The organism is Planomicrobium stackebrandtii (assembly GCF_030814955.1).
Lineage (GTDB): Bacteria > Bacillota > Bacilli > Bacillales_A > Planococcaceae > Planococcus > Planococcus stackebrandtii.
This window is the reverse complement of the sequence record NZ_JAUSWB010000007.1, coordinates 205,792-229,285: the sequence shown is the minus strand read 5'-3', so window position 1 is coordinate 229,285 and position 23,494 is coordinate 205,792. Positions and strand designations below refer to the sequence as shown.

20 protein-coding genes are annotated in these 23,494 nt (G+C 47.6%); 3 read left to right on the top strand and 17 right to left on the bottom strand.

The genetic code is table 11. The annotated features are described in order from the left end of the window. Positions 1-207 precede the first annotated feature (207 nt). From argH to QOZ98_RS14515, 4 genes are all read right to left on the bottom strand, one after another. The gene (argH, locus tag QOZ98_RS14530) at positions 208-1,581 is read right to left on the bottom strand and encodes an argininosuccinate lyase (protein WP_308788108.1); all 1,374 of its coding nucleotides are present in this window, start codon (positions 1,579-1,581) and stop codon (positions 208-210) included. After that, positions 1,578-2,813 carry an argininosuccinate synthase gene (locus QOZ98_RS14525; RefSeq protein WP_308788170.1) on the bottom strand — a complete coding sequence of 412 codons (1,236 nt, stop codon included), beginning with the start codon at positions 2,811-2,813 and terminating at the stop codon, positions 1,578-1,580. Before QOZ98_RS14525 ends, argH begins: the two co-directional genes overlap by 4 nt. Before the next feature lie 131 nt (positions 2,814-2,944). Next, entirely contained in the window at positions 2,945-3,505 is a 561-nt protein-coding gene (locus QOZ98_RS14520; RefSeq protein WP_308788107.1) for a DUF3221 domain-containing protein, read from the bottom strand. Between the two features lie 97 nt (positions 3,506-3,602). Continuing rightward, on the bottom strand, positions 3,603-4,550 hold the full coding sequence (locus tag QOZ98_RS14515; protein WP_308788106.1) for an MBL fold metallo-hydrolase: 948 nt from the start codon (positions 4,548-4,550) through the stop codon (positions 3,603-3,605). A 373-nt stretch (positions 4,551-4,923) separates the two neighbouring features. Between QOZ98_RS14515 and proC the strand changes: the two genes are divergently transcribed. Both proC and namA read left to right on the top strand, forming a co-directional pair. Next, a complete protein-coding gene (proC, locus tag QOZ98_RS14510) occupies positions 4,924-5,727 on the top strand; it encodes a pyrroline-5-carboxylate reductase (protein ID WP_308788105.1) in 804 nt (267 codons plus the stop codon). A 47-nt stretch (positions 5,728-5,774) separates the two neighbouring features. Beyond that, positions 5,775-6,791: an NADPH dehydrogenase NamA gene (namA, locus tag QOZ98_RS14505; RefSeq protein ID WP_308788104.1), complete on the top strand. Its 1,017-nt coding sequence runs from the start codon at positions 5,775-5,777 to the stop codon at positions 6,789-6,791. A 388-nt stretch (positions 6,792-7,179) separates the two neighbouring features. Here namA and rnz read toward each other — a convergent pair whose 3' ends face one another. The 5 genes from rnz to mce all read right to left on the bottom strand — a co-directional run bounded on the left by rnz (position 7,180) and on the right by mce (position 12,565). Then, a complete protein-coding gene (rnz, locus tag QOZ98_RS14500) occupies positions 7,180-8,139 on the bottom strand; it encodes a ribonuclease Z (RefSeq protein ID WP_308788103.1) in 960 nt (319 codons plus the stop codon). 7 nt (positions 8,140-8,146) lie between these two features. Further along, positions 8,147-9,382, bottom strand: a complete 1,236-nt coding sequence (locus QOZ98_RS14495) for a DNA polymerase IV (RefSeq protein ID WP_308788102.1) — start codon at positions 9,380-9,382, stop codon at positions 8,147-8,149. A gap of 89 nt (positions 9,383-9,471) precedes the next feature. Next, the gene (locus QOZ98_RS14490; protein WP_308788101.1) at positions 9,472-10,590 is read right to left on the bottom strand and encodes a M20/M25/M40 family metallo-hydrolase; all 1,119 of its coding nucleotides are present in this window, start codon (positions 10,588-10,590) and stop codon (positions 9,472-9,474) included. Positions 10,591-10,610: 20 nt separating this feature from the next. Beyond that, positions 10,611-12,152, bottom strand: a complete 1,542-nt coding sequence (locus QOZ98_RS14485) for an acyl-CoA carboxylase subunit beta (protein ID WP_308788100.1) — start codon at positions 12,150-12,152, stop codon at positions 10,611-10,613. 14 nt (positions 12,153-12,166) lie between these two features. Beyond that, positions 12,167-12,565 carry a methylmalonyl-CoA epimerase gene (gene mce / locus QOZ98_RS14480; RefSeq protein ID WP_308788099.1) on the bottom strand — a complete coding sequence of 133 codons (399 nt, stop codon included), beginning with the start codon at positions 12,563-12,565 and terminating at the stop codon, positions 12,167-12,169. Between the two features lie 165 nt (positions 12,566-12,730). Between mce and prli42 the strand changes: the two genes are divergently transcribed. After that, complete coding sequence (prli42, locus tag QOZ98_RS14475) at positions 12,731-12,826, top strand: stressosome-associated protein Prli42 (protein ID WP_185960040.1); 96 nt, start codon at positions 12,731-12,733, stop codon at positions 12,824-12,826. 326 nt (positions 12,827-13,152) lie between these two features. Here the strand turns inward: prli42 and QOZ98_RS14470 are convergent, their stop codons facing one another. The 8 genes from QOZ98_RS14470 to QOZ98_RS14435 form a co-directional block, all read right to left on the bottom strand. Continuing rightward, entirely contained in the window at positions 13,153-14,145 is a 993-nt protein-coding gene (locus QOZ98_RS14470; protein ID WP_308788098.1) for an aromatic acid exporter family protein, read from the bottom strand. 54 nt (positions 14,146-14,199) lie between these two features. Next, entirely contained in the window at positions 14,200-14,640 is a 441-nt protein-coding gene (locus QOZ98_RS14465) for a BrxA/BrxB family bacilliredoxin (protein WP_308788097.1), read from the bottom strand. A 65-nt stretch (positions 14,641-14,705) separates the two neighbouring features. Further along, positions 14,706-15,773 carry a methylmalonyl Co-A mutase-associated GTPase MeaB gene (gene meaB / locus QOZ98_RS14460; protein ID WP_308788096.1) on the bottom strand — a complete coding sequence of 356 codons (1,068 nt, stop codon included), beginning with the start codon at positions 15,771-15,773 and terminating at the stop codon, positions 14,706-14,708. Next, positions 15,773-17,920 (bottom strand): methylmalonyl-CoA mutase, encoded by a 2,148-nt coding sequence (gene scpA, locus QOZ98_RS14455; RefSeq protein ID WP_308788095.1) that lies wholly within the window; start codon positions 17,918-17,920, stop codon positions 15,773-15,775. The genes meaB and scpA overlap by 1 nt, the downstream gene beginning before the upstream one ends. 1 nt (position 17,921) lies before the next feature. Then, on the bottom strand, positions 17,922-19,616 hold the full coding sequence (locus QOZ98_RS14450; protein ID WP_308788094.1) for a methylmalonyl-CoA mutase family protein: 1,695 nt from the start codon (positions 19,614-19,616) through the stop codon (positions 17,922-17,924). 97 nt (positions 19,617-19,713) lie between these two features. Further along, a complete protein-coding gene (locus tag QOZ98_RS14445; RefSeq protein WP_308788093.1) occupies positions 19,714-21,048 on the bottom strand; it encodes a dihydrolipoamide acetyltransferase family protein in 1,335 nt (444 codons plus the stop codon). Between the two features lie 455 nt (positions 21,049-21,503). After that, positions 21,504-22,487: an alpha-ketoacid dehydrogenase subunit beta gene (locus QOZ98_RS14440; protein WP_191715829.1), complete on the bottom strand. Its 984-nt coding sequence runs from the start codon at positions 22,485-22,487 to the stop codon at positions 21,504-21,506. After that, positions 22,487-23,491, bottom strand: coding sequence for a thiamine pyrophosphate-dependent dehydrogenase E1 component subunit alpha (locus QOZ98_RS14435; protein WP_308788092.1), 1,005 nt, complete (start codon positions 23,489-23,491; stop codon positions 22,487-22,489). Before QOZ98_RS14435 ends, QOZ98_RS14440 begins: the two co-directional genes overlap by 1 nt. Positions 23,492-23,494: the final 3 nt, after the last annotated feature.

The following is a 23,494-nucleotide window of genomic DNA, read 5'->3' as shown; positions in this document are numbered from 1 at the left end:
TTGGAAAGAGAATATTTCGATTTGCAAAATAAATCAGTCTTTCGGATGAAGGGGAGGATACTCCAAAAAAGAGAACTGCTAATGCACAATTCATTCTGAAAAAAGACAAAAAAAAATAAAAGCCAATTTTCCATAGGGGATGAGGAAAATTGGCTTTTATTGACCGACAGCGGGTACCAACCGCGGCGGCTTTATAGTATGGACTTTTTACCCGATGAGTTGCTTGGCAAGTCCCAATTGATGATGTACTTGTTCAAAACCTGTGCCGCCCAGTGAGTTTCTTCTCTCTACTGCAGTTCTCGGCATCAATGTATTGTAAATGTCTTCATCGATCAGTGGACTCGCTTCCTGGAGATCAGCGAGCGGCAGGTCTTTTAGGAAATACCCGCGCTGGATGCATGTGAAAACCAGTTTCCCGGTCACATCATGCGCTTCGCGGAACGGCATGCCTTTGGCAGCCAAGTAATCCGCCAATTCCGTCGCATTGGAGAAATCGGAATGCACGGCTTTTTCCATGGAATCCGTGCGTACCGTCATGGTGCGGATCATGCCTTCGAAGATCGGCAATGACCCCATCAAGGTGTGGACCGTATCAAACATGCCTTCTTTGTCTTCCTGCATGTCTTTGTTGTAAGCCAGCGGCAGCCCTTTCAACGTCGTCAGCAAGCCAAACAAATTGCCGTAGACGCGTCCGGTCTTTCCGCGGATCAGTTCCGCCATATCGGGATTTTTCTTTTGCGGCATGATGCTTGATCCTGTCGAGAAGGTATCATCCAGCTCGATAAAACGGAACTCTTCGCTTGACCAAAGGATGATTTCCTCGGCAAAACGCGACAAGTGCATCATTAGCATGGAGGAATTGCTGAGAAATTCAAGAATAAAGTCGCGATCGCTGACAGCATCCAAACTGTTTTGGTAAACAGTTGAAAAGCCCAATAGCTCAGCTGACATTTCACGGTCAATTGGGAAGGTTGTACCTGACATTGCCCCCGCTCCAAGCGGGGAAATATCAATGCGTTTCAGCGATTCCGCCAACCGCTCCTTGTCGCGCTGGAGCATCCAGAAATACGTCATCAAGTGATGGCCGAATGAAATCGGCTGGGCACGCTGAAGGTGAGTATAGCCCGGTACAATCGTTTCCACATGCGTTTCTGCCTGCGTTACGATGGCATCCTGGAAAGCCGTAATGGCTTCAATAATCTCCTGGACACGGTTTTTCAAATACAAATGCATATCTGTTGCTACCTGATCATTGCGGCTTCTGGCCGTGTGCAGCTTGCCGCCGATCGGACCAATTTCGTCGATTAAATGTTTTTCCAAGTTTAAGTGGATGTCTTCGTTGGATACGCTATATTCCAAATCGCCGTCTCGCGCTTTTTGTTTCAGCGTTTCAAGACCGGATAAGATCAGCGCTCCATCTTCTTCAGAAAGAATCTGGCAGGCCGCCAGCATTTTTACATGCGCTGTGCTGCCTTCCAGATCCTCCATTACCAATTTTTGATCGTAGGAAATTGAAGCACCGAACTCATCGACCCACTGTTCGGCCGATTTTTGAAAACGGCCGCCCCACAGTTTGGTCATGATTTCACCTTCTCTTTCAATTCTTCTGGAACCGCAACTTCTTTCTTGTTGACCATTGCATTGACGACTGTCGGAAGGCCCCATAATTCGATAAAGCCGACTGCGGATTCATGGTTGAATGTATCATCTGTAGAATAAGTTGCCAATTGCTCGCTGTACAGAGAGTTTGGTGACTTACGGCCTTCGATGATCGCATGTCCTTTAAACAGTTTTACACGTACCGTTCCGTTGACAAAAACCTGTGTTTCTTTCAGGAAGGCTTCCAATGCGATACGCAGTGGAGAGAACCAAAGACCTTCATAGATCAGTTCGGTTAATTTCTTTTCGATGACCGGTTTGAAATGGGCCATTTCTTTTACCAACGTGATGTCTTCCAGTTCTTTGTGTGCTGCAATTAAAGTCATTGCGGCAGGAGCTTCATAGATTTCACGGGATTTGATGCCGACCAATCTGTTTTCAATATGGTCAATTCTTCCCACACCGTGTTTGCCCGCGATTTCATTCAGTTCAAGGATTAATTTAGAGAATGAGTACGAAACGCCATTCAATTGAGTTGGAACACCATTGACGAATTCAATTTCGACAATATCCGGTGTATCCGGTGTGTTTTCCAATGAAGAGGTGATGTCATAAGCTTCTTCCGGCGGCGTTGCCCATGGATCTTCCAGGACGCCACATTCATTTGCACGGCCCCATAGGTTTTGGTCGATTGAGAACGGGCTGTCCAAATTCACAGGGATCGGAATGTTATGCTCTTTGGCATAAGCGATTTCTTCGTCACGTGACCAAGCCCAAGCACGTACCGGTGCTACGACTTCCAGGTTCGGATTCAATGATTTGATGGAAACTTCAAAACGCACCTGGTCATTGCCTTTACCTGTGCAGCCATGTGCTACAGCAGTTGATCCAGTCGCTTCAGCGATTTCGACCAATTTCTTCGAAATCAACGGACGTGACAGTGCAGATACCAATGGATATTTGCCTTCGTAAAGCGTATGTGCCTGCAATGAGATTAATGCATATTCATCCGCAAATTCATCTCTCGCATCAATCATATAACTTTCAACCGCTCCAACTTGAAGCGCTTTTTGTTTGATAAAGTCCAAATCTTTGCCTTCCCCGATATCCAGGCAAACAGCGACGACGTCGTAGCCTTGTCCTTTCAGCCACGGAATGGCCACCGATGTATCTAATCCACCTGAGTATGCGAGTACAATCTTTTTATTCAATATGAAAACCTCCAATGTATTTTTATGCAATGTTCGAAATGAATATACAAACTATATCATGGATATTTGTCGAGTGCAAGAGATACAATCATAATTTTTCATGAAAAAAAGCGGCAATGGCCGCTTTTGATTTTTTATTCGCTTGGTTCTCCACCAATTGTATATTCATGAGTATCAAGATCAATCCGCACTTCCGAGACTTCTCCGGTTTCCATATTGCTGAACAAAAAACCGATTTCGTTATCGCGCACAATTGGCTGACCCATCATGATCAATCTCGGCAATTGCTCCTGATTGATGAACGCTTCAAGCGCATCAGATTGTTTGACGGAATCCTCATCTGTCAGGATGGTGATGGTTTCTGCTTCCCCTTGCATCGGGAAAGATTCCGCGAGCGGTCCCTGATAATCCATGCTGACTTTCATGCCCGTACGGATATCGCGAATTTCACCTTCAGTCGTTTCAGCGCCATCGCTGAACTGGACATTGACATCTTCAGGAATGCTGAAATAAATGCTGTTGACCAAAATGTCTTCTCCGCTGACTTGCGTAATAAATCCTTCTTCAGTCATGCCTTGCTGTTCTACGGCCATTTCTGTTTCATCCGCTTCTTCAGTTTCAGCCGGTTCGGCTTCTTCGTTTGAACATGCGGCAAGCAACAAGACGCCGGCTAAAAATAAACTCCATTTTTTCAAAGCTACTCAATCCTTTTCCTGTGAATTCGTGATGTATTAAAACTGACAGCCTAATTTTACCTGTTGTACAGAAGAGTTGCAATTATCAGCATTGAGTTTATACCTTATTATAGTAGAAGATGCCGTCATCCCCTAAACGCTCGGAAATCAAGCCTTCTTCCAGCAGGTAATCAATCTGTCCGATCGTCTCGGATAAAGTCAATCCCAATTCCTTTTCATATGCATGAGCAAACAATTCTTTTGTCAGTTCATAGACTGTGAGCTGTCTTTCGCCAATCATGCCGAGGGCTTTCATAGCCCGCTGATGCTGCTTTGCCAAACGGTTGGTAATCAGCTCATTTACATTGTGTACTTCTTCCCCATGCCCACTGTATATTACATCAATCGGCATTTTTAGCAGCCGGCTAAGAGAAGCGTTGTACTGGAGGAGTGATTTTGGGCGTCCCTGTGCTGGGTCGAGCGGCGGTTCGATCAATGGGTTAGACGATACTTTAGCGATGACGTGATCGCCGCCAATCATTTCACGCGTCTCTTTGTTCCAGAACGATAAATGGCTCTGTGCATGGCCAAGCGTTTCGAGAACTTGCCATTCCGGGTGGCCCGGCAAGACATCTCCTTCATTGATCGCCATATCCAAAGGCCTGCTGCCCATCAAGTTTAAGGGCCGTTTCATTTTTTTCACCCAAAATTCCAGGTCGCCCGGCACTCCTTCTTCTTTCAACCGCTCCATGTAGAATGCATCATGATACTCAAAAAAACCTTGATCGCGGCGAAGCCACAGATCATTATACGGATGCCCATATAATTTTGCATTTTCAAAACCATCCACCCATCCGGCGTGATCAGGGTGATGATGGGTCAGCACAACTTGTTCAATGTCACCAGGTTCTACACCAAATTCCTTGAGTCCGGCTTTGATGGCCAGCCAAGCTTCCGGGGTTTTCGGCCCGGCATCAATCAAAGTCAACAAATCGCCTTTCAGCAAATAGGAGTTTACGTCTCCAACTGCAAACGGCGTGGGAATAATAATCTTATGTAAAGTCAAAATGCCATCTCCTCCAAATGAATCACTATTCATCTATCATACATGGAAATCAGGATGCCGTCACTCCTTTACGCAGTTTGACAAGAAGCCGGTCTATCCTCTATAATTCAGTAACATATGTGAGCGAAGATAAAAGGCCAGTACACGGAGTGATGGTGCTAAGAGAGTGCCGCTGCAGCTGAGATGCGCACCCCCTCTCCTTTGTGGAACCTTCTTTTGAGCTGCCGTGAAAACACGGCCGTTAGTCCGCGTTATGGATATCGAGTGGTGTCTTTATGGCAAACTTAGGTGGTACCGCGGAAACAAAGCGTTTTCGTCCTTGTATAAACAGGGATGAATGCGCTTTTTAATTTGAGGAAAGAGAGTGAATAACATGAAAATAGTCTGCGTAGGAGCCGGATCGATGGCTGAGTCCATGATCCACGGCTGGATCAATAAACGAATTATGAAACCGGAAGAAATATCGGTGATGAACCGATCAGATCAAGACCGCTTGGAGTTTTTAAGCGATGAATATGGGGTTAATATTGTCTGCGCCGAAAAAACTGAGTTGAAAGATGCTCATTTTGTTTTGCTCGCGATGAAACCTAAAGATGTAGAAGCAGCACTGAGCGGCATTAAAGACAAGCTATCTGGCAATACGGTCATCTTATCGGTCGCAGCCGGCGTTTCAATCGAAACCATCCAAAAACATGTCGGGAATTTTCCGGTGGCACGTGCCATGCCGAATACATCGGCCAAAATCGGCAAGTCTGCAACAGGCGTGGCATGGAGCAAGCATGTGTCGAAAGAACAGCAGCATGAACTGCGGAATCTGCTGTCTTCGATCGGCAGCGTAACCGTTGTAGAAGAAGAACAATTGCATGCTGTGACAGGCGTTGCCGGCAGCGGTCCCGCTTATATCTACTATTTTGCAGAGGCGATGACCGAGGCCGCTATAGCCAATGGCCTGTCCAGCGCCGATGCAAAAAAACTGGTGCGCCAAACTTTTGCGGGTGCAGCCGAAATGCTGCAGCAGGAAGATTTTGCTGAGCTGCGCAAAAAAGTAACCAGCCCGAATGGTACAACTGCGGCAGGATTGCGCTCTCTCGAGGAAAATCACTTTAAAGAAACCGTTGGCGAATGCGTAACCCGGGCTTCTGAGCGGTCAAAAGAGCTCGGAAAAGAATTTAAATAAATTCTTCTGTATACTTTAGAGTTGTATACCTGTGAGGAGGATGTTTGATGGCGAAGTTATTTGAACCTTATGAAATAAAACAAACCATTTTTAAAAACCGCATTGTCATGGCGCCGATGTGCATGTACCAAAGTGACCTGGAAGACGGCCAAGTAACCGACTGGCATCGTATCCATTACCCGACTCGTGCTGTGGGAGGCGTCGGCCTCATCATCACCGAAGCAACGGCGGTCCAGCCTGAAGGGCGTATTTCATCCAGGGATCTTGGCATCTGGGATGACAGCCATATCGCGGGCCAGGCAGAAATTGTTCGTTTGATGCAGCAAAACGGTGCCAAAACTGGCATTCAGTTGGCTCACGCTGGCAGAAAAGCGACGATTGAAGGTGAGATTTACTCGGCAAGTGCCATCGCGTTTGATGAAAATTACAAAACACCCAAAGAAATGTCTTTCAAAGATATCGAACAAACAATTATGGCATTTAAAAATGGCGCCATCCGCGCAAAAAAAGCAGGCTTTGATGTCATCGAACTTCATGCGGCACATGGTTATTTGATCAATCAGTTCCTGTCTCCTTTGACAAACAAACGCACCGACGAATATGGCGGCAGCGCAGAAAACCGCTACCGCCTTTTGGGCCAAGTCATTGATGCAGTCAATGAAGCATGGAGCGGTCCGCTGTTTGTCCGAATCTCAGCACATGATCACAGCGAAGGCGGCATGACACCGGAACAGTATGTGGAAATGTGCCAATGGATGAAGCAGCAGGGCGTAGATTTGATTGATGTCAGCTCCGGTGCTGTCGTTCCCGCAAAAATTTCTGTCTACCCTGGCTATCAGGTGCCTTTTGCAGAAACTATTAAAACGCACACACCGATAGCGACAGGAGCGGTTGGTTTGATTACCAGTCCCCCGCAGGCAGAGGAAATACTTCAAAATAACCGCGCGGATATGGTCTTCCTTGCCCGTGAATTGCTTCGTGATCCATACTGGGCTTACACCGCTGCCAAGGAGCTAAATGCCGATATCACGGCTCCAGTGCCGTATGAGCGCGGGTGGGTATAAGGCGGTTGCAAAATAATTCAGATTTAGTATACTAAAGGTAACGTAAAAAAACCGAATGCGTAAGCATTCGGCCAGCTGTATGCCGCCACGAGAGCGGTTGGCTGGAATACAGGCTTAAAAATAACCGTCATTCCACGCCACATGGGACGGTTATTTTTTTTTGTTTATGACCAAAATCATGGAAATGACGAGTGTCAATGCGCTGATCGTCAACCCGATGCTCGTAAAAACGAGACCGAATGATTCTGTGATGGTCATGTTACCACCCCCTTTCCTGGGGAATGGCCAAACCGCCCTCATACAGCTGTAACTTTATTTTATCACAAAAAGAACGTATGTTCTATTATTTCCATAAATAATTTTAGCATTTACTAAAAAAAGCCATCTTTTAAGGACGGCTTACCTGTTTTTTCCTAATTTTTTTGTCCTGCTGCACCCAGTCGAATTCGGCGAAATCGTGGGCGATAAATCCCCGCGGATGAATTTCCTTCATTTGCTTGAGCAGCAGTTTGTCGTCTTCCGGCAAAAAACGGGCGCTGATGTGGTTCATGATCAAGGTATCAGCACCGGCTAAACGGGCTGTTTCCGCTGCATCGTAAACAGTTGAATGGCCATATTCACCTGCCATTTTTTTGGAGTTTCCATCAAACGTCGCTTCATGAACCAAAACGTCTGCATTTCGGCCCAGTGCGACAGCTGCTTCGCAAAAACGGGTATCCCCCAGAATTGTGACGATAAATCCAGGCTCTTCCGGTTCTGTCACATCCCCGCTCCGAACCCACTGCCCGTCCGCGATTTCCACATCTTCCCCGTTCTTCAATCTGGCCAGCATCGGACCTTTGGGGACGCCAAGCGCCAGCGCCTTGTTGACCAGCAGTTTCGGCGGCAACGGCTTTTGGGTGATGCGAAAGCCATATGATGGGATGACGTGGTTCAGCAACCGAGTCTCTACTGTCATGAGCCCATCTTCAAACAGCATGCCTTCTGACAGCTCATGATAGGCGATCGTATACGTCAAATGGGTTCGGCTTAGCGATAAGGTCATTTCTATAAATTCTTTGATTCCCGCAGGGCCGTAAATGTCCAGCATTTCGTCGCCGCCCTGGAATGAACGGGATCCAAGCAAACCGGGCAAACCGAAAATATGGTCCCCATGCAAATGGGTGATGAAAATCTTTTCGATTTTTCGCGGCTTTACGGTCGTATGAAGAATCTGGTGCTGAGTTGCTTCTCCACAGTCGAACAGCCAAACCGTTCCCCGCTCTTCAAGCAGTTTCAGCACCAGCGCAGAAGTATTGCGTTGTTTAGATGGCATTCCGGCACCGGTGCCCAGAAATAATAATTGCATGCTTTCCCTACTTTCTTTCATGATCGTCCAGAAAATCTTTGCTGAAACTTGTTTTCGAATCATAATTTGCTTTTTTGATTTTTGTTCCACGCGTCAAGACACTTTTGCCAAATCGGCTTTCCAGTTGGGACATCAAATCAAGAATCGGTTCTTCGCGTGCGTGCTCCTGAAAATTAAAAATCGACAACTGTTCTGTCATATCGCCTTTATCGGCAACATTCGACACCGTGACGCCGATCAGCCTCAGAGGCTCCCCGTTCCAATGCTTAGTGAATAGCTGCCAGGCGTTCCGGTGTATGTCATCTGCTTTCCAGACGGTATTATTCAGAGTGACGCTGCGGGTTCTGTTTTTCCAATCCGAACTGCGCGTCTGGATGCTGACAGTTGGACCTGCCAGTTCTTTTGCCTCCAGGCGATTGGCCACTTTTTCACTGAGCTGGCGAAACAATGCTTTCAGGTTTTGTTCATCCGTTTCATCCACAGGCAAAGTGGTGGAAGTACCGACGCTTTTTGTGTCATAGATTGAATCGGGATCTACCGGCCTGTCATCGACTCCATTAGCGCGAGCTTGCAGGCGTATGCCATTTTTCCCCATCTTTTCTTTGACCAATCCTTCGTTTGCTGCGGCCAATTCACCGATGGTTTCGATTTTCAAGCTTTTCAGCCGTGCAGCCGTACTTTCGCCGATGCCATGCATCTCAATCACCGGCTTTGGCCACAACATAGCCTTAATGTCGCGTTTTCGCAAAACCGTTATGCCAAGCGGCTTTTTCATGTCTGAAGCCGTTTTAGCCAGAAACTTGTTGGGAGCAATGCCGATCGAACAGGGCAGATCCAACTCAGCAAGCAGGCGCTGCTGAATTTCGTCCGCGATTTCCAACGCATGCCGCTGTTCGGCCAATTCAGTAACATCTACATACCCTTCATCAATCGATACCGGTTCCACCATTTCTGTATAGGAACGCAAAATTTCAAATATCGCTTTGGATGCGGCCCGGTAGCGTTCAAAGTTCGGCGGTAGGAGCAGAAGATCCGGATATTTCCGCTTGGCTTCATGTACCTGCATGGTGGTGTAGATGCCATGTGCCCGTGCTTCATAAGAACAGGTGACAATGATGCCTCTCCGTTCTTTTGGATTGCCAGCAATTGCAATCGCTTTACCCTTCAACTCAGGGTTATGCGATTGTTCGACAGACGCATAAAAACTATTCATATCAATATGGAAGATGATTCGGCTGGCCATGAAAATCGCTCTTCTTTCCGTTTTCTTTCAGTGTATCAAAAAAAGAGGGAACATACATCCTGTTCCCTCTTTCCTGCAACTCCAATTATTTAGTTCAGGGCTGATTCTTTGACGATTTCTACGAGCAATTCGGTCAATTTTTCAAGTTCCTCGATCGGCATGCGCTCATTTTTGGTATGGATTTCTTCATAACCGACACATAGATTGACAGTTGGGATGCCAAAACCGTTAAAGATATTGGCATCGCTGCCGCCGCCGCTTGTCAGGACCGGTGACGGGCGGCCAATTTTTGTTGCTGCTTTTTGGGCAATTTCCACAACTGGATCCATATCGTCAAAATGAAATCCTGGATACATGAGCTTGACTTCCGTTTCTGCACGTCCACCCATTTTCTCTGCCATTTGTTCAAAAACAGACTCCATATGGGTGGTTTGACTTGCCAGTTTGTCTTCGCTGATCGAACGCGCTTCCGATAGAATATTGACTTCGTCGCAGACGATATTAGTGGCTCTTCCGCCTTCAAAACGGCCGATATTAGCTGTTGTTTCCTCATCAATGCGGCCAAGCGTCATTTTTGCGATTGCTTTGGCGGCGATGGTGATAGCCGAAATGCCTTTTTCAGGCGCCACGCCTGCATGCGCTGTTTTCCCGTGGATGGTCGTCCACAATTTCGCCTGATTCGGGGCTGCCGTCACGATGCCGCCCACTTTGCCATCGCTGTCCACCGCATAGCCATATTTGGCAATCAATAGAGACGAGTCCAGTTCCTTCGCGCCAACCAAACCGCTTTCTTCTCCAGCCGTAATTACTAATTGAATATCACCGTGTTCAATTTGCTGTTCCTGAAGCACACGGATCATTTCAAACAAAGCCGCTATGCCGGCTTTGTCGTCTGCTCCCAGTATGGTCGTACCGTCCGAGTAGACATAGCCATCACGAATTTCAGGTTTGACGCCAACACCCGGTGTAACTGTGTCCATATGAACCGTAAAATAAATAGCCGGAACTTCGCTCAGTGTACCGCGCAGCGTAGCGATGATATTGCCTGCACCGTGGCCGGTAACTGCCGCGGATTCGTCAATCGCTACATGAAAGCCCATCGCTTCCAATTTGGTTTGCAGGATTGCTGCGATTTCACCTTCGTGTTTGGTTTCAGAATCTATTTGAAGCAATTCCAAAAATTCGTTCATCAATCTTTCGTTATTCATCCAAAGCACCTCTTCTATACTTACAGCGGCATATTGCCGTGTTTTTTGGCTGGCCGTGTATCTTTTTTATTGCGCATCATTTCTAATGCCTGAATTAGTTTGATGCGGGTTTCGCGCGGATCGATGACATCATCGACCATTCCCTGTGCTGCCGCAACATATGGGTTGGCGAATTTCACTCGGTATTCTTCAATTTTTGCTGCACGTGTTTCTTCCGGATTGTCGCTTGCTGCGATTTCACGGGCAAAAATGATATTAGCAGCGCCATTGGGTCCCATCACTGCGATTTCCGCATTTGGCCATGAATACACCAAGTCGGCACCGATCGATTTGGAATTCAGCGCTACATATGCACCCCCATAAGCTTTCCGAAGAATAACTGTCATTTTAGGGACAGTCGCTTCCGAATAGGCATACAGAATTTTCGCCCCGTGGCGGATGATGCCTCCATGCTCCTGCTTGATGCCCGGGAAAAATCCGGTAACGTCTTCGAACGTAATCAGCGGAATGTTGAACGAATCACAGAACCGGATAAAACGGGCTGCCTTATCGGAAGAATCAATATCAAGCCCGCCTGCCATAACTTTTGGCTGGTTGCAGACAAGTCCGACTGTTTCACCTTTGATGCGCGCAAGGCCCACCACAATATTGCGGGCAAATTCAGGCTGCACTTCCATAAAGCTGTCCCTGTCCACCACTTGCTCAACCACTTTCCGGACATCGTAAGGGCGAATTGCTTCATATGGAACGACATCAGCCAGATCTGGCCGGTAATCGTCATCTTCTCCGCCGTCAAGGCGCGGCGGCATTTCTGTATTGTTTTGCGGCAAATAGCTGATCAGTTGACGGACCATTTCCAGTACTTTTTGTTCAGATTCGCCGCGGAAGTGGGCGTTCCCACTGATTGCTGTATGTACTCTCGATCCCCCAAGATCCTCAGAGGAAATTTTTTCACCTGTGACAGTTTCGATGACTTTCGGACCTGTAATGAACATTTGACTCGTTTTATCAACCATGAAAACAAAATCCGTAATAGCGGGCGAATAAACCGCACCGCCTGCAGAAGGTCCCATAATGACAGAAATTTGCGGGATGACACCTGAATAAATGGAATTGCGGTAGAAAATTTGGCCATAGCCATCAAGTGACAGGACGCCTTCTTGGATACGCGCACCGCCGGAATCGTTCAAACCGATAAACGGCGCACCGTTGCGCGCCGCCAAGTCCATGACATTGGCAATTTTTTTTGCATGCATTTCACCTAGAGCTCCACCGAAAACGGTAAAATCCTGCGAAAACAAGTAAATGGGTCTGCCATTTACTTTGCCGTATCCGGTCACAACGCCTTCTCCAGGTCCTTTGGCCATGCCGAAATCCGTCGTGCGATGTTCTACAAAAGGGCTCAACTCGACAAAAGAATCTTCATCAAGCAATAAATCAATGCGCTCACGTGCTGTCAGCTTGCCTTTTTCATGTTGTTTGGCAATGCGTTCTTCGCCGCCGCCCAGCTCGATTTCACGCTTGCGGTCGTACAATTCATTGATTCTTTCGTAAATGTCCATTTTCCCACTCCCAATCACTCTTTTTCACAAAGTTCGTATAATACCCCGTTCGATGATTTCGGATGCAAAAATGCCACCATAGCTCCTCCGGCACCCGGATTAGGCTTGTCGCTCAGCAGGCGAACGCCGTTGTCGCGCAGCTCTTCCATGCGCTGTTCGATGTTTTCAACGCCAAACGCAATGTGGTGGATGCCTTCGCCTTTTTTCTCCAGAAATTTAAAGATGGCGCTTTCATCATCCATTGGTTCCAGCAGCTCCAGTTTGACGTTGCCGGCATCGATAAACGCGACACGCACTTTCTGCGTTTCCACTTCTTCAATTTTCATTAGCGGGAGCCCAAGTGTGTCCGTGTAGTAAGGAAGGACAGCATTCAAATCCCGCACAGCGATTCCGATATGATCTACTTTCTTCATCCTTTTCACTTCCTTTTTTGACTTCTCTCTTATTGTACAGATTCGCTGTCGAAAACTCTAGCTGTTAGCGAATATTTGGAAAACAGTCAGCATGTCTCTTCAACTCTCCATGAAAATATGATATGATTTGCACATAGACCTGATTGAAAAAGGAGTTTTCCACTGATGAGAAATGCCGCTTTCCGTAAGTTTATCGTCTACGCAATGATCGCCATCATGCTGTTATCAAGTTTATTGATGGGATTAAGCTTTGTAATTTAATAGAATTAAAAAGCAGCAAGAGCCTTGAGCTCTTGCTGCTTTTTATTTAAGATTATGTCTGTCTTATGCCCGTCAGAGCTACACGGGCGCTTCCGCTTTTCTTCATTGTCCAGACTCTAGCGCCCAGCTCTTTAGGTCATAAGCCAACCCAGGTGTCCAGTTGCAGTGCCTAGCTCTTCGGGATGTAAGCCAATCTGGCTGTGCGGCTGAAAACACGCCGCTTCGCCAGATCGTCTTACATCTGTCAGAGCTGAACAGGCACTTTCACTTTTCGTGCTGTGTGGCAAAATGCGCCACTTCGCTGGTTCGTCTTATGCCCGGCAGAGCTACATGGGCGCTTCCGCTTTTCTTGTATGAAATCCTTTATAGGATTGCTTGATCTCCAGGTAGGATTCCATTTCGTGAATGACCTGATAGAGTTCGGCCATTGCCAGAAATTTTTCGTGGCTATCCGGCAAAGGCAATTCGGCAAAGTTTTCTTTGACTTTGTCCAGTTTTGAAATATAGCGGTATGCGGTATTGCCTGAGTGAACATGTTCCGATAAATCTTCCAGGAAATCGGCTACCAGATCCGTTTGGTCCACGATTACCGGCAGAGCTGTAATCTTCGGCAAAATGCGTTCGATGATCTCAAGTTGCTGTTCCCGCATTTCAAAATAATGATAATATTTATTTTCGTGCCGTGTAATATGATTTTCAACATCCTGGTAAGCTAAAGCTTTGGCACTCTCCAGCAGTTTTCGGGCTTCCATCAGTTCCTTGCCGCTCCAGGCTGATTCCCCTTCACGCAAATAGACGGCAATTTCGCGGAATATGGATGCATATAAATTTTCAATTTCATGGCGGTAATTTGCCAGCTTCTTCTCGATGCTTGGCATGTACATATTGACTGCCAATGCCGTACCAAACCCTACCAGCATCAAAATCAGTTCATTGACAAGCAAATCAAAATTCAAGTTTTTGGCATCGTATAAATGCAGAAGGATAACGGAACTTGAGACAAAACCGTCCTGGAACCGCAGCGTCACCAGTAATGGAATAAAGAGGACAATGAGGATACCGATCATAATCGGGTGATAAGCGATTCCTTCAAAAAAGATAAATGCGTATAAGATCCCGATCAAACTGGCGATAAAGCGTGAAAAAGCTGCCCAAATTGATTTTTTCTTTGTCGGTTGTATACAGAGGATAGTCAAAATACCAGCAGAAACATAGTAGTCGAGCTGCAGCAGCTGCGCAATATAAATCGCGATTGCCACGCCCAATGCGGTTTTCATCGTTCGATACCCAATGGAAAAAGGCTTTAGATTCAGCTTCATTGTCCCCTCCAAATTTTGACATGAAAAAAATGCCCCCAAAAGAGGCATTCCTTCTTAAACTTCGTCGCAATGCTGTTCGAATATTGCTTGGATATGAGTGATTACAGACATTGGATCGTGGCCTTCGATTTCGTGGCGGCCAATTTCGTCAACCATTTTCCCATCTTTTAAAAAGACGAATGATGGAGAAGACGGCAAGTGGTCATCACCGAAAATTGCGCGTGCTTGAGCAGTCGCTTCCTTGTCCTGTCCAGCAAAAACAGTGAACAAGTTATCTGGGCGTTTGTCGTAATGGATTGAATGCAAAGCTGCCGGACGTGCAATGCCGCCTGCGCATCCGCATACAGAGTTGACCATGACAAGGCTTGTGCCTTTTTGTGAAAATGCTTCATTTACCGCTTCAGCTGTTTCAAGCTGTGTATATCCACCGTCGATCAATTCCTGGCGGGCTTGTGTAGTTATATCATTCATTAGGAAATTAAAATCCATGCTCATCAAATATCACTCCTTATAATTGCTTCTCTAATCATAGCAGGTGTTCAACCGACTTGCAAAAAAGCTTACTCAAAAAGGCGCGCGATTGCTTGTGCCACAGTCAATCTATCATCCAGCACCTGTTTTTCTAGACTCTTGACCAATTGCCGGCGCTCGGGATCATCAAAAAAGCGGCTGTGCAGCTCGTCTGTGATCATCGAACGGAACCAGTCCTGAGTCTGTTTCTGTCGGCGTTTTTTCCAATAGCCGCTGCTTTTCACCGTTGTTTCGAATTCCTGCACCATTTCCCAGACATCGGGAATCCCTGAATTTTCAAGGGACGAAGCGGCAAGCGGCCGGGTTGTCCAGCCTTCAGATGCCGGCTGCAGAAAATGCAGCATCTGCTTGTATTCCGCCACCGTCTTTTTCGCCAGCCGTGCATTGTCTCCATCGGCTTTGTGGACAACGATGGCATCCGCCAGCTCCAATATTCCTTTTTTCATGCCTTGAAGTTCATCTCCGGCACCTGTCAAAACCAGCAGCAGGAACATGTCCACCATGCCCCGCACAAGCGTCTCGCTTTGGCCAACACCGACCGTCTCCACCAAGATTACATCATATCCCGCCGCTTCACACAGCAGCATCGTTTCGCGCGTCTTTTTATGGACACCTCCGAGCGTTCCGGCTGTTGGTGAAGGTCGAATAAAAGCTCTCGGATTGCGTGCCAGCTGTTCCATGCGAGTTTTGTCGCCGAGAATGCTGCCGCCGGTCAGCGACGAACTCGGATCGATTGCCAGAACAGCCACCCGGTGCCCAAGTCCCGTCAACATCTCGCCGAAGGTTTCAATAAAGGTGCTTTTGCCCGCACCAGGTACACCGGTAATGCCGATTCGGATACTGTTGCCGGTAAAAGGCAGCAATTGGTTCAGCAATTGCTGGCCATTCTGTTTATGACCCGGATTTGAGCTTTCAAGCAAGGTGATTGCTTTCCCCAAATACAGGCGTGATCCGCTCCGCACACCTTCTGCGATTGTCTCGATATCCAAAGTCTCAGCTTCCGGTTTCTTGAACTTTTTCCGTGGCAAGGCCTTCATGCCATCATGGGTTTCATGAACACCGTCCATGACGCGCCGGGAATTTTTTTCGCGGCTCATCAGTCTGCCACTTCCTCGTAACCGAGGCGCACATAGATCTCTTCAATGACTTTTTGTGCCGCTACCGGAATGACAGTACCGGGACCAAAAATCGCACTGGCTCCATTGTTGCGCAGGAATTCATAATCCTGTGCCGGAATCACGCCGCCGACCACGATAAGAATATCCTCACGGCCGATTTTCGCAAGTTCTGCCTTAAGGTCTGGCACCAATGTCATATGACCCGCTGCCAGGGAACTGACGCCGATTACATGGACATCATTTTCTGCTGCCTGCTGAGCTGTTTCTGCCGGTGTTTGGAATAATGGACCGATATCGACATCAAAGCCCAAATCGGCAAATGCCGTAGCAATCACTTTCGCTCCACGGTCATGCCCATCCTGTCCCATTTTTGCGATAAGAATACGCGGACGGCGTCCTTCGTTTTCAATAAAGTCTTCCGTCATCTCTTTAACGATTTCCATTTCCTGTTGGTTTGAGAAGTTTGAACTATACACTCCACTCACTGAACGAATCACCGCCTTATGCCTTCCGGATACCCGTTCGATTGCGTCAGAAATTTCACCAAGCGATGCCCGGTGCCGTGCTGCTTCAATCGCACAGGCCAAAATATTGGCTTCGCCAGTTTTCGCCGCTTCTGCCAATGCCTCCAGGGCCGCCGCCACTTTTTCGCTGTCGCGTTCTTCTTTCATGCGATCCAGCCGTTCGATCTGTGTTTTTCGGACCATCGTATTATCTATATTCAAGATATCAATCGGATCTTCCTGATCAAGGCGGTAGCGATTGACCCCAATGATCACTTCTTCATTGGAATCGATTTGAGCCTGTTTTTTCGCTGCGGCTTCCTCGATGCGCATTTTTGGCAGGCCGGTTTCAATGGCTTTTGCCATGCCTCCAAGTTCTTCGACTTCCTCAATCAAATCCCATGCTTTTTCCATCAATTCCTTGGTCAGTGATTCCACATAATACGAGCCGCCCCATGGATCGATCACATTGGTCATCATCGTTTCTTCCTGCAGGAATAATTGCGTATTGCGTGCAATCCTTGCCGAAAAATCAGTCGGCAGGGCAATCGCTTCGTCGAGTGCGTTGGTATGCAGTGATTGGGTATGCCCCATGGCTGCCGCATTCGCTTCAATCAACGTACGGGTGACGTTATTGAATGGATCCTGTTCGGTCAAACTCCAGCCGGATGTTTGGGAATGGGTCCGCAGCGCCAGAGCTTTGTCATTTTTCGGATCGAAACTTTTCATCATTTTCGCCCAAATTTCTCGTCCGGCACGCATTTTTGCCACTTCCATAAAGTAGTTCATGCCAATGCCCCAGAAAAAGGACAGACGAGGGGCAAAATGATCGATATCAATGCCCGCGGCGAGTCCTGTGCGAACGTACTCCAGTCCATCTGCCAGCGTATACGCCAACTCAAGATCCGCCGTAGCTCCAGCTTCCTGAATATGATAGCCCGAAATCGAAATCGAATTGAACTTCGGCATATGAAGGGATGTGTATTTAAAGATATCCGCAATGATCTGCATGGACATCGCAGGTGGATAAATATACGTATTGCGGACCATGTATTCTTTTAAAATGTCATTTTGAATCGTTCCAGCCAGTTGGTCAGGTGATACACCCTGTTCTTCTGCCGCTACTATAAAGAATGCCATAATTGGTACGACCGCACCGTTCATGGTCATCGATACGGACATTTGATCCAGCGGAATGCCGTCAAACAAGATCTTCATGTCTTCCACGCTGTCAATGGCGACGCCCGCTTTCCCTACATCCCCGACCACACGCTCGTGATCCGAATCGTAGCCGCGGTGTGTCGCCAGGTCAAAGGCGACGGACAAGCCTTTTTGCCCCATCGCCAAATTGCGCCGGTAAAAGGCATTGCTTTCTTCCGCAGTCGAGAATCCAGCATACTGGCGTACGGTCCAAGGACGCGAAACGTACATGGTCGGATAGGGCCCGCGGACATTTGGCGCAAATCCAGGCATGCTTTCTTCCAGAAATTCAATGTCCTGCTGTGTATAGACCGGTTTGATATCGATGCCTTCATTTGTGGTAAAGGCGCTTTGCTGCTGAACCTGATGGGAACCAACAGACAATTGATCGAGCTTTACTTTGGAAAAATCAGGTTTGCCCATCTTATAGCGCCTCCTTTCCGAGTGCGAGAATTTTCTCCAGCTTTGCAGTGATATGCTTGCCGGAATACAGGGTGTCCTTGATGCCGTAATTGGTCCATTCCGCCAGTTGATCTTTCGGGTACTTGCCTGCAAGATCGATGCTTGCCTGCGTATCCAATCCTTGAACCACGCCTGCAACTGCATCTTTTGAACCGCAAAGCACCGCATAATCAATGCTTTCGCTTGCTAAGAATTGGTTGATTTCTTCCGCTGTTGCCAGATATGGACTAAGCAGCGGTTCAATTCCGCCAACCGCCAAAAACCCAGAAACAAAATCTACTTGTGCTTTACTGATCTTCAACGGTTCCACTAAAACGATGGCGGTTTTCAAACCCGTCACTCTGCTTTGCGCACGAAGATTTTCAAAAGGTGTCGCCAAGCGTTTTGCGGTCATATATTCCAAGTGGCCATCGTCGATTTTCGCGTCTTTGACCGGCTCTTGCGGATTGGCATAAATGTTGGTCCCGATCAGCGATTGTCTACGCGTCGCCACATTTTTTTCGCGCTCGATCCATTTTGCCTGAATATCATCTGTCAGCCATCCTGATTTGATGACTTCGGAGTAGCCTCCCGCTTCTTCGATCTCAAGGAAATAGCTCCATGCCGCATCTACATACTCTTTTGTTAAAGTTTCAATAAAATAGGAGCCTGCTGCAGGATCGACCACATGCGACACATGCGCCTCTTCCTTGATGACCAGCTGAACGTTGCGGGCAATGCGCCGGCTCGACAGGTCTGGTTCAGTCAAAAAGTCATGCGGGTGAACGGTGTGCGCATCAGTGCCCCCGAGAACTGCAGCAAATGTGGAATTTCCTGCACGCAGCAGGTTTACATATGGATCCAGCTTTGAATAGGAGCGGACAGATGTCTCTGTAAAGAGTGGAATCGTTGGCGCTTCTTCTTCATAGGCAGAGCTGAAAGCGTGCCACAATACGCGGAATGCACGCAGCTTGGCGATTTCCTGGAAAAACTGGGTATCGACCGCAAAGCGGATCCAAGTGTTATCAGCGGTTTCCAAAAAGTCTTCATTCCCCATCCGTTCTGACAGGATGCTGAGAGCGACTCCCAATTCATGGACGGCTGTTCCGCCTGCGTGGTGAATAGGAATGGTATCGACCAGCTGGGTACGAACCTGTTTCGGTGCGCGGATCCCTTCTTCCGAAAAAATGACTCCCTGCACGTGGTCGAGCTTTTCGGTAGCTACAAAATCAAATACCCGCAGGATATCTCGGTCTTCGCCAACCAATTTAAAGTAAAGCGGGTATTTGACAATCAGTTCCGCCAGTTCAGTTAATTGTTCGTCTGTCCACTCAAATTTACGGAAGCCCGTATAGACTACGGTTTCATTCCCCCGGAGAAGGTCGTCTTGCATCAACGCTAAATATTCCTGGGCGGAATCCGCCATCACTTCCTGCGAAACAAGCCAGCTTGGCTGATGCTTGCCATGCTGAATCGCGGCTACTTGCTCCGGAATATAGCTCTCCAATTGATCAAGCATATTTTTTGTATATAAAGGTTCAAGTTTTACATCTTCAATTGTAGGCGTTTTCAAAGTTTCTTCGAAAGGCTTGCCTTTAATCGCTTTTTCGGCTGCCTGCTGCCACTCACTGTATGTACGCGCTGGAAATTTTGTTTTTTTCATCGAATCGATTGTCAAACTATTCCCTCCTCAAAGGCTATCTGTCTTCATTTTACCCGACTGGACGCTGACATTAAAGAAAAAAAAGCTTGGAGTCCTGAGACTCCAGCTTTTCTTAATAAACAGATGTATTTTCTTTTGACATGTTTTCAAGTATTTCTTTGACGCGAGCCAGGAATTGTCCGCAGACAAGGCCATCAAGCACACGATGATCGAGCGATAGGCAAAGATTGACCATGTCACGTGCAGCAATCATCCCGTTATCCATGATGACTGGACGTTTGACGATCGACTCTACTTGCATAATCGCTGCCTGTGGATGGTTGATGATGCCCATCGACTGAACAGATCCGAACGATCCGGTATTGTTGACCGTAAACGTTCCGCCTTGCATATCTGCAGATTTCAATTTGCCTGAACGGGCTTTAAGCGCCAGTTCATTTACTTCTTTACCGATGCCTTTAACCGACTTTTCATCAGAATTTTTGATGACCGGTACAAACAAGGCGCTGTCTGAAGCAACGGCGATGGAAATGTTGATATCTTTTTTCTGGATGATCTTGTCTCCAGCCCACATCGAGTTCATCATCGGGAATTCTTTTAAAGCCTGTGAAACGGCTTTAACGAAGAAAGCAAAATACGTAATATTGAAACCTTCTTTTTTCTTGAATTCGCCTTTGATGGAATCACGGTATTGAACAAGGTTGGTCACGTCCACTTCGATCATCATCCATGCATGCGGTGCTTCGTGTTTGCTCTTCAGCATATTCGCCGCAATCGCTTTGCGGACACCCGTGATTGGAATTTCAATATCTCCAGGTGCACTTTGGATCGGTGCTGCAGCAGCTTTCGGAGCTTCTTGTGCAGGTGCTGCTTGCGGTGCCGGCTGTTCCTGCTGTGGAGCGGGAGCAGTTTTGGCATCTCCTGCTTTCGGAATATTGCCGCTGTCAATCAGCTTCATCAAATCTTTGCGGGTGATGCGCCCTTCATTTCCTGAGCCTTCAACTTGAGCCAGGTCGATGTCGTTATCCTGAGCCAAGCGGAGTACCGCAGGCGAATAGCGCCCTTTCGATCCGGACGGCTTAACAGGCTGGGATGATCCTTCCGTCCCTTCGAGTTTGCTGGTCGGCTTAGATCCTGCTGCCGGCATTTCTGTTGCTTTGTCTCCGCTAACAGGTTTTGCTTCTTCTACCGGTGCAGCGTCGCCGCCTTCTGTTTCGATCGTGCAGACAACTTCTCCGACCGCCAAAGTTTCACCTTCAGAAGCAATCAATTCTTTAACTGTTCCTGTGAACGATGAAGGGACTTCCGCAGTCACTTTGTCTGTATTGACTTCTGCAAGCGGATCGTATTTATTTACATGGTCGCCGGGCTGGACGAGCCATTTTTCAATGGTTCCTTCGGTAACACTTTCACCCAGCTGAGGCATTTTAATGTTTTCTATAGCCAAGGGAGTTCCTCCTTTACTTGATGGTGTCGCGTTGATTGATTCCTATGCCTGTCAGAGCTGACCAGGCGCTTGCGCTTTTCTCACTATCCAGACTTCTGTGCCTAGCTCTTCGGGTCATAAGTCAACCCGATTGTGTGGCAAAGAACGCCACACTGCCGGTCTGCCTTATGCCTGTCAGAGCTGAACAGGCACTTACGCTTTCCTTTTCTGTCCAGCTTCAGCAGCCAGCCCCTCGAGTCGCTTCAGTCTTGCCAGTAATGGCTCAAGAACGCCATTACTGGCAAAACCTCCAGCGCTTGTCGGGGCTAAACGGCTGCTTACGCTTTTCTATATTGTCTAGCTCCAGCGCCCAGATTCTAGGGTCATAAGCCAACCCAGCTGTGTGGCAAAGTGCGCCACACTGCTGGTCTGTCTTATGCCCGTCGAATCTACATGGGCGCTTACGCTTTTCCTTTTTAAAACTCTGCTAACTCTCTCATTGCTTTTTCTACTTTGTCCGGGTTGATCATGAAGAATTTCTCCATGGTCGGTGCGTAGGCCATTGCCGGGATATCGGGTCCAGCGAGACGTTTGATCGGGGCATCCAAGTCGAACAGGCAGTTTTCAGCGATGATTGCTGCCACTTCTCCGATGATGCTTCCTTCTTTATTGTCTTCAGTGACCAGCAGCACTTTGCCGGTTTTCTTGGCTGCTTCAATGATGCCTTCTTTGTCCAATGGATAAATTGTACGCAAATCAAGGATGTGCGCAGAGATTCCATCTTCCGCCAGGCGTTCTGCAGCCTGCAATGCAAAGTGGACCGCTAAACCATAGGTGATGACAGTGATGTCTTCGCCTTCTCGTTTAACGTCCGCTTTGCCGATTTCGATTGTGTAATCTTCTTCTGGCACTTCGCCTTTAATCAAGCGGTAAGCGCGTTTGTGTTCAAAGAACATTACCGGATCTTCATCGCGGATTGCAGCCTTCAAGAGGCCTTTTGCATCATATGGCGTTGACGGGATGACAATTTTCAAGCCAGGCTGGTTTGCGAAAATCGCTTCCACAGACTGCGAGTGATAAAGAGCGCCGTGGACGCCGCCGCCAAAAGGTGCGCGAAATACGATCGGACATGACCAATCGTTATTTGAACGGTATCGGATACGGGATGCTTCTGAAATGATTTGGTTGACGGCTGGCATAATGAAATCCGCAAACTGCATTTCTGCAATTGGGCGCAACCCGTACATCGCTGCACCAATCCCGACTCCGGCAATTGCCGATTCTGCAAGAGGCGTGTCCAGGACGCGATCTTCACCAAATTGATCGTAAAGACCTTGTGTCGCTTTAAAAACGCCGCCTTTTTTGCCGACATCTTCTCCGAGAACAAAGACGTTTTCGTCACGTTCCATTTCTTCCTTCATGGCAAGCGTGATGGCATCAATATAAGACATAATGGCCATTATTCGTCTCCTCCTTCTTCGGCATAGACATATTTCATTGCATGTTCAGGTTCTGCATATGGTGCATTTTCTGCATAATCGGTCGCTTCGTTGACGATGACCATGATGCGGTCATTAATATCTTTTTCCAGTTCATCGTTCAAGATGCCATTTTCTTTCAAGTAAGCACCGAAAGTCAGAATCGGATCCGTCGATTTTTGCGCAGCCAGTTCGTCCGCTGAGCGGTATTGGCGATGGTCATCATCTGAAGAGTGGGCGGTCATTCGTTCAGAAACGGTTTCAACCAAACTCGGCCCTTCACCGCGGCGTGCACGGTCAGCTGCTTGTTTGACATGCTTGTAGACTTCAATCGGATCGTTGCCATCAATTGTCACACCCGGCATACCGTATCCGATTGCACGGTCTGATACGTTTTTACTGGCCAATTGGCGTTCAACTGGCACTGAGATTGCATACTTATTATTTTCAACCATGATGACGACCGGCAATTTATGGACGCCGGCAAAGTTCATGCCTTCGTGGAAATCGCCTTGGTTGGAAGAACCTTCACCAAGAGTCGTAAACGTAATAAAATCTTTTTTCTTCATTTTCCCTGCCAGCGCGACGCCCACAGCATGAGGCAACTGTGTCGTAACGGGCGAAGATCCAGTCAAGATGCGGTTGCTTTTTTGCCCAAAATGCCCTGGCATCTGGCGGCCGCCCGAGTTCGGGTCTTCCGCTTTGGCAAAAGCCGACAACATCAAGTCTTTTGGCGTCATGCCAAAGTGAAGCACGACTCCGATATCACGGTAGTAAGGTGCGATATAATCCTGCGTGTTATCAAGAGCAAACGCAGCGCCAACTTGTGCCGCTTCTTGCCCTTGGCATGAAATCACGAAAGGAATTTTCCCTGCGCGGTTTAACAGCCACATGCGTTCATCGACACGGCGGGCCATTAACATTGTTTCGTACATTTTCAGTAAGTCATCATTAGTCAATCCAATTTCTTCATGTTTAGAAGCCATTAA

What these genes read in the sequence shown, in the direction of transcription:
- rnz (WP_308788103.1), bottom strand. Translation starts at nt 8,139, where the DNA reads ATGCAATTATTATTTCTGGGCACCGGTGCCGGAATGCCATCTAAACAA.
- prli42 (WP_185960040.1), top strand. Translation starts at nt 12,731, where the DNA reads ATGAGAAATGCCGCTTTCCGTAAGTTTATCGTCTACGCAATGATCGCC.
- QOZ98_RS14440 (WP_191715829.1), bottom strand. Translation starts at nt 22,487, where the DNA reads ATGGCCATTATGTCTTATATTGATGCCATCACGCTTGCCATGAAGGAA.
- QOZ98_RS14490 (WP_308788101.1), bottom strand. Translation starts at nt 10,590, where the DNA reads ATGAATAACGAAAGATTGATGAACGAATTTTTGGAATTGCTTCAAATA.
- QOZ98_RS14435 (WP_308788092.1), bottom strand. Translation starts at nt 23,491, where the DNA reads ATGGCTTCTAAACATGAAGAAATTGGATTGACTAATGATGACTTACTG.
- QOZ98_RS14495 (WP_308788102.1), bottom strand. Translation starts at nt 9,382, where the DNA reads ATGGCCAGCCGAATCATCTTCCATATTGATATGAATAGTTTTTATGCG.
- QOZ98_RS14485 (WP_308788100.1), bottom strand. Translation starts at nt 12,152, where the DNA reads ATGGACATTTACGAAAGAATCAATGAATTGTACGACCGCAAGCGTGAA.
- meaB (WP_308788096.1), bottom strand. Translation starts at nt 15,773, where the DNA reads ATGAGCCGCGAAAAAAATTCCCGGCGCGTCATGGACGGTGTTCATGAA.
- mce (WP_308788099.1), bottom strand. Translation starts at nt 12,565, where the DNA reads ATGAAGAAAGTAGATCATATCGGAATCGCTGTGCGGGATTTGAATGCT.
- scpA (WP_308788095.1), bottom strand. Translation starts at nt 17,920, where the DNA reads ATGGGCAAACCTGATTTTTCCAAAGTAAAGCTCGATCAATTGTCTGTT.
- QOZ98_RS14470 (WP_308788098.1), bottom strand. Translation starts at nt 14,145, where the DNA reads ATGAAGCTGAATCTAAAGCCTTTTTCCATTGGGTATCGAACGATGAAA.
- namA (WP_308788104.1), top strand. Translation starts at nt 5,775, where the DNA reads ATGGCGAAGTTATTTGAACCTTATGAAATAAAACAAACCATTTTTAAA.
- proC (WP_308788105.1), top strand. Translation starts at nt 4,924, where the DNA reads ATGAAAATAGTCTGCGTAGGAGCCGGATCGATGGCTGAGTCCATGATC.
- argH (WP_308788108.1), bottom strand. Translation starts at nt 1,581, where the DNA reads ATGACCAAACTGTGGGGCGGCCGTTTTCAAAAATCGGCCGAACAGTGG.
- QOZ98_RS14465 (WP_308788097.1), bottom strand. Translation starts at nt 14,640, where the DNA reads ATGAGCATGGATTTTAATTTCCTAATGAATGATATAACTACACAAGCC.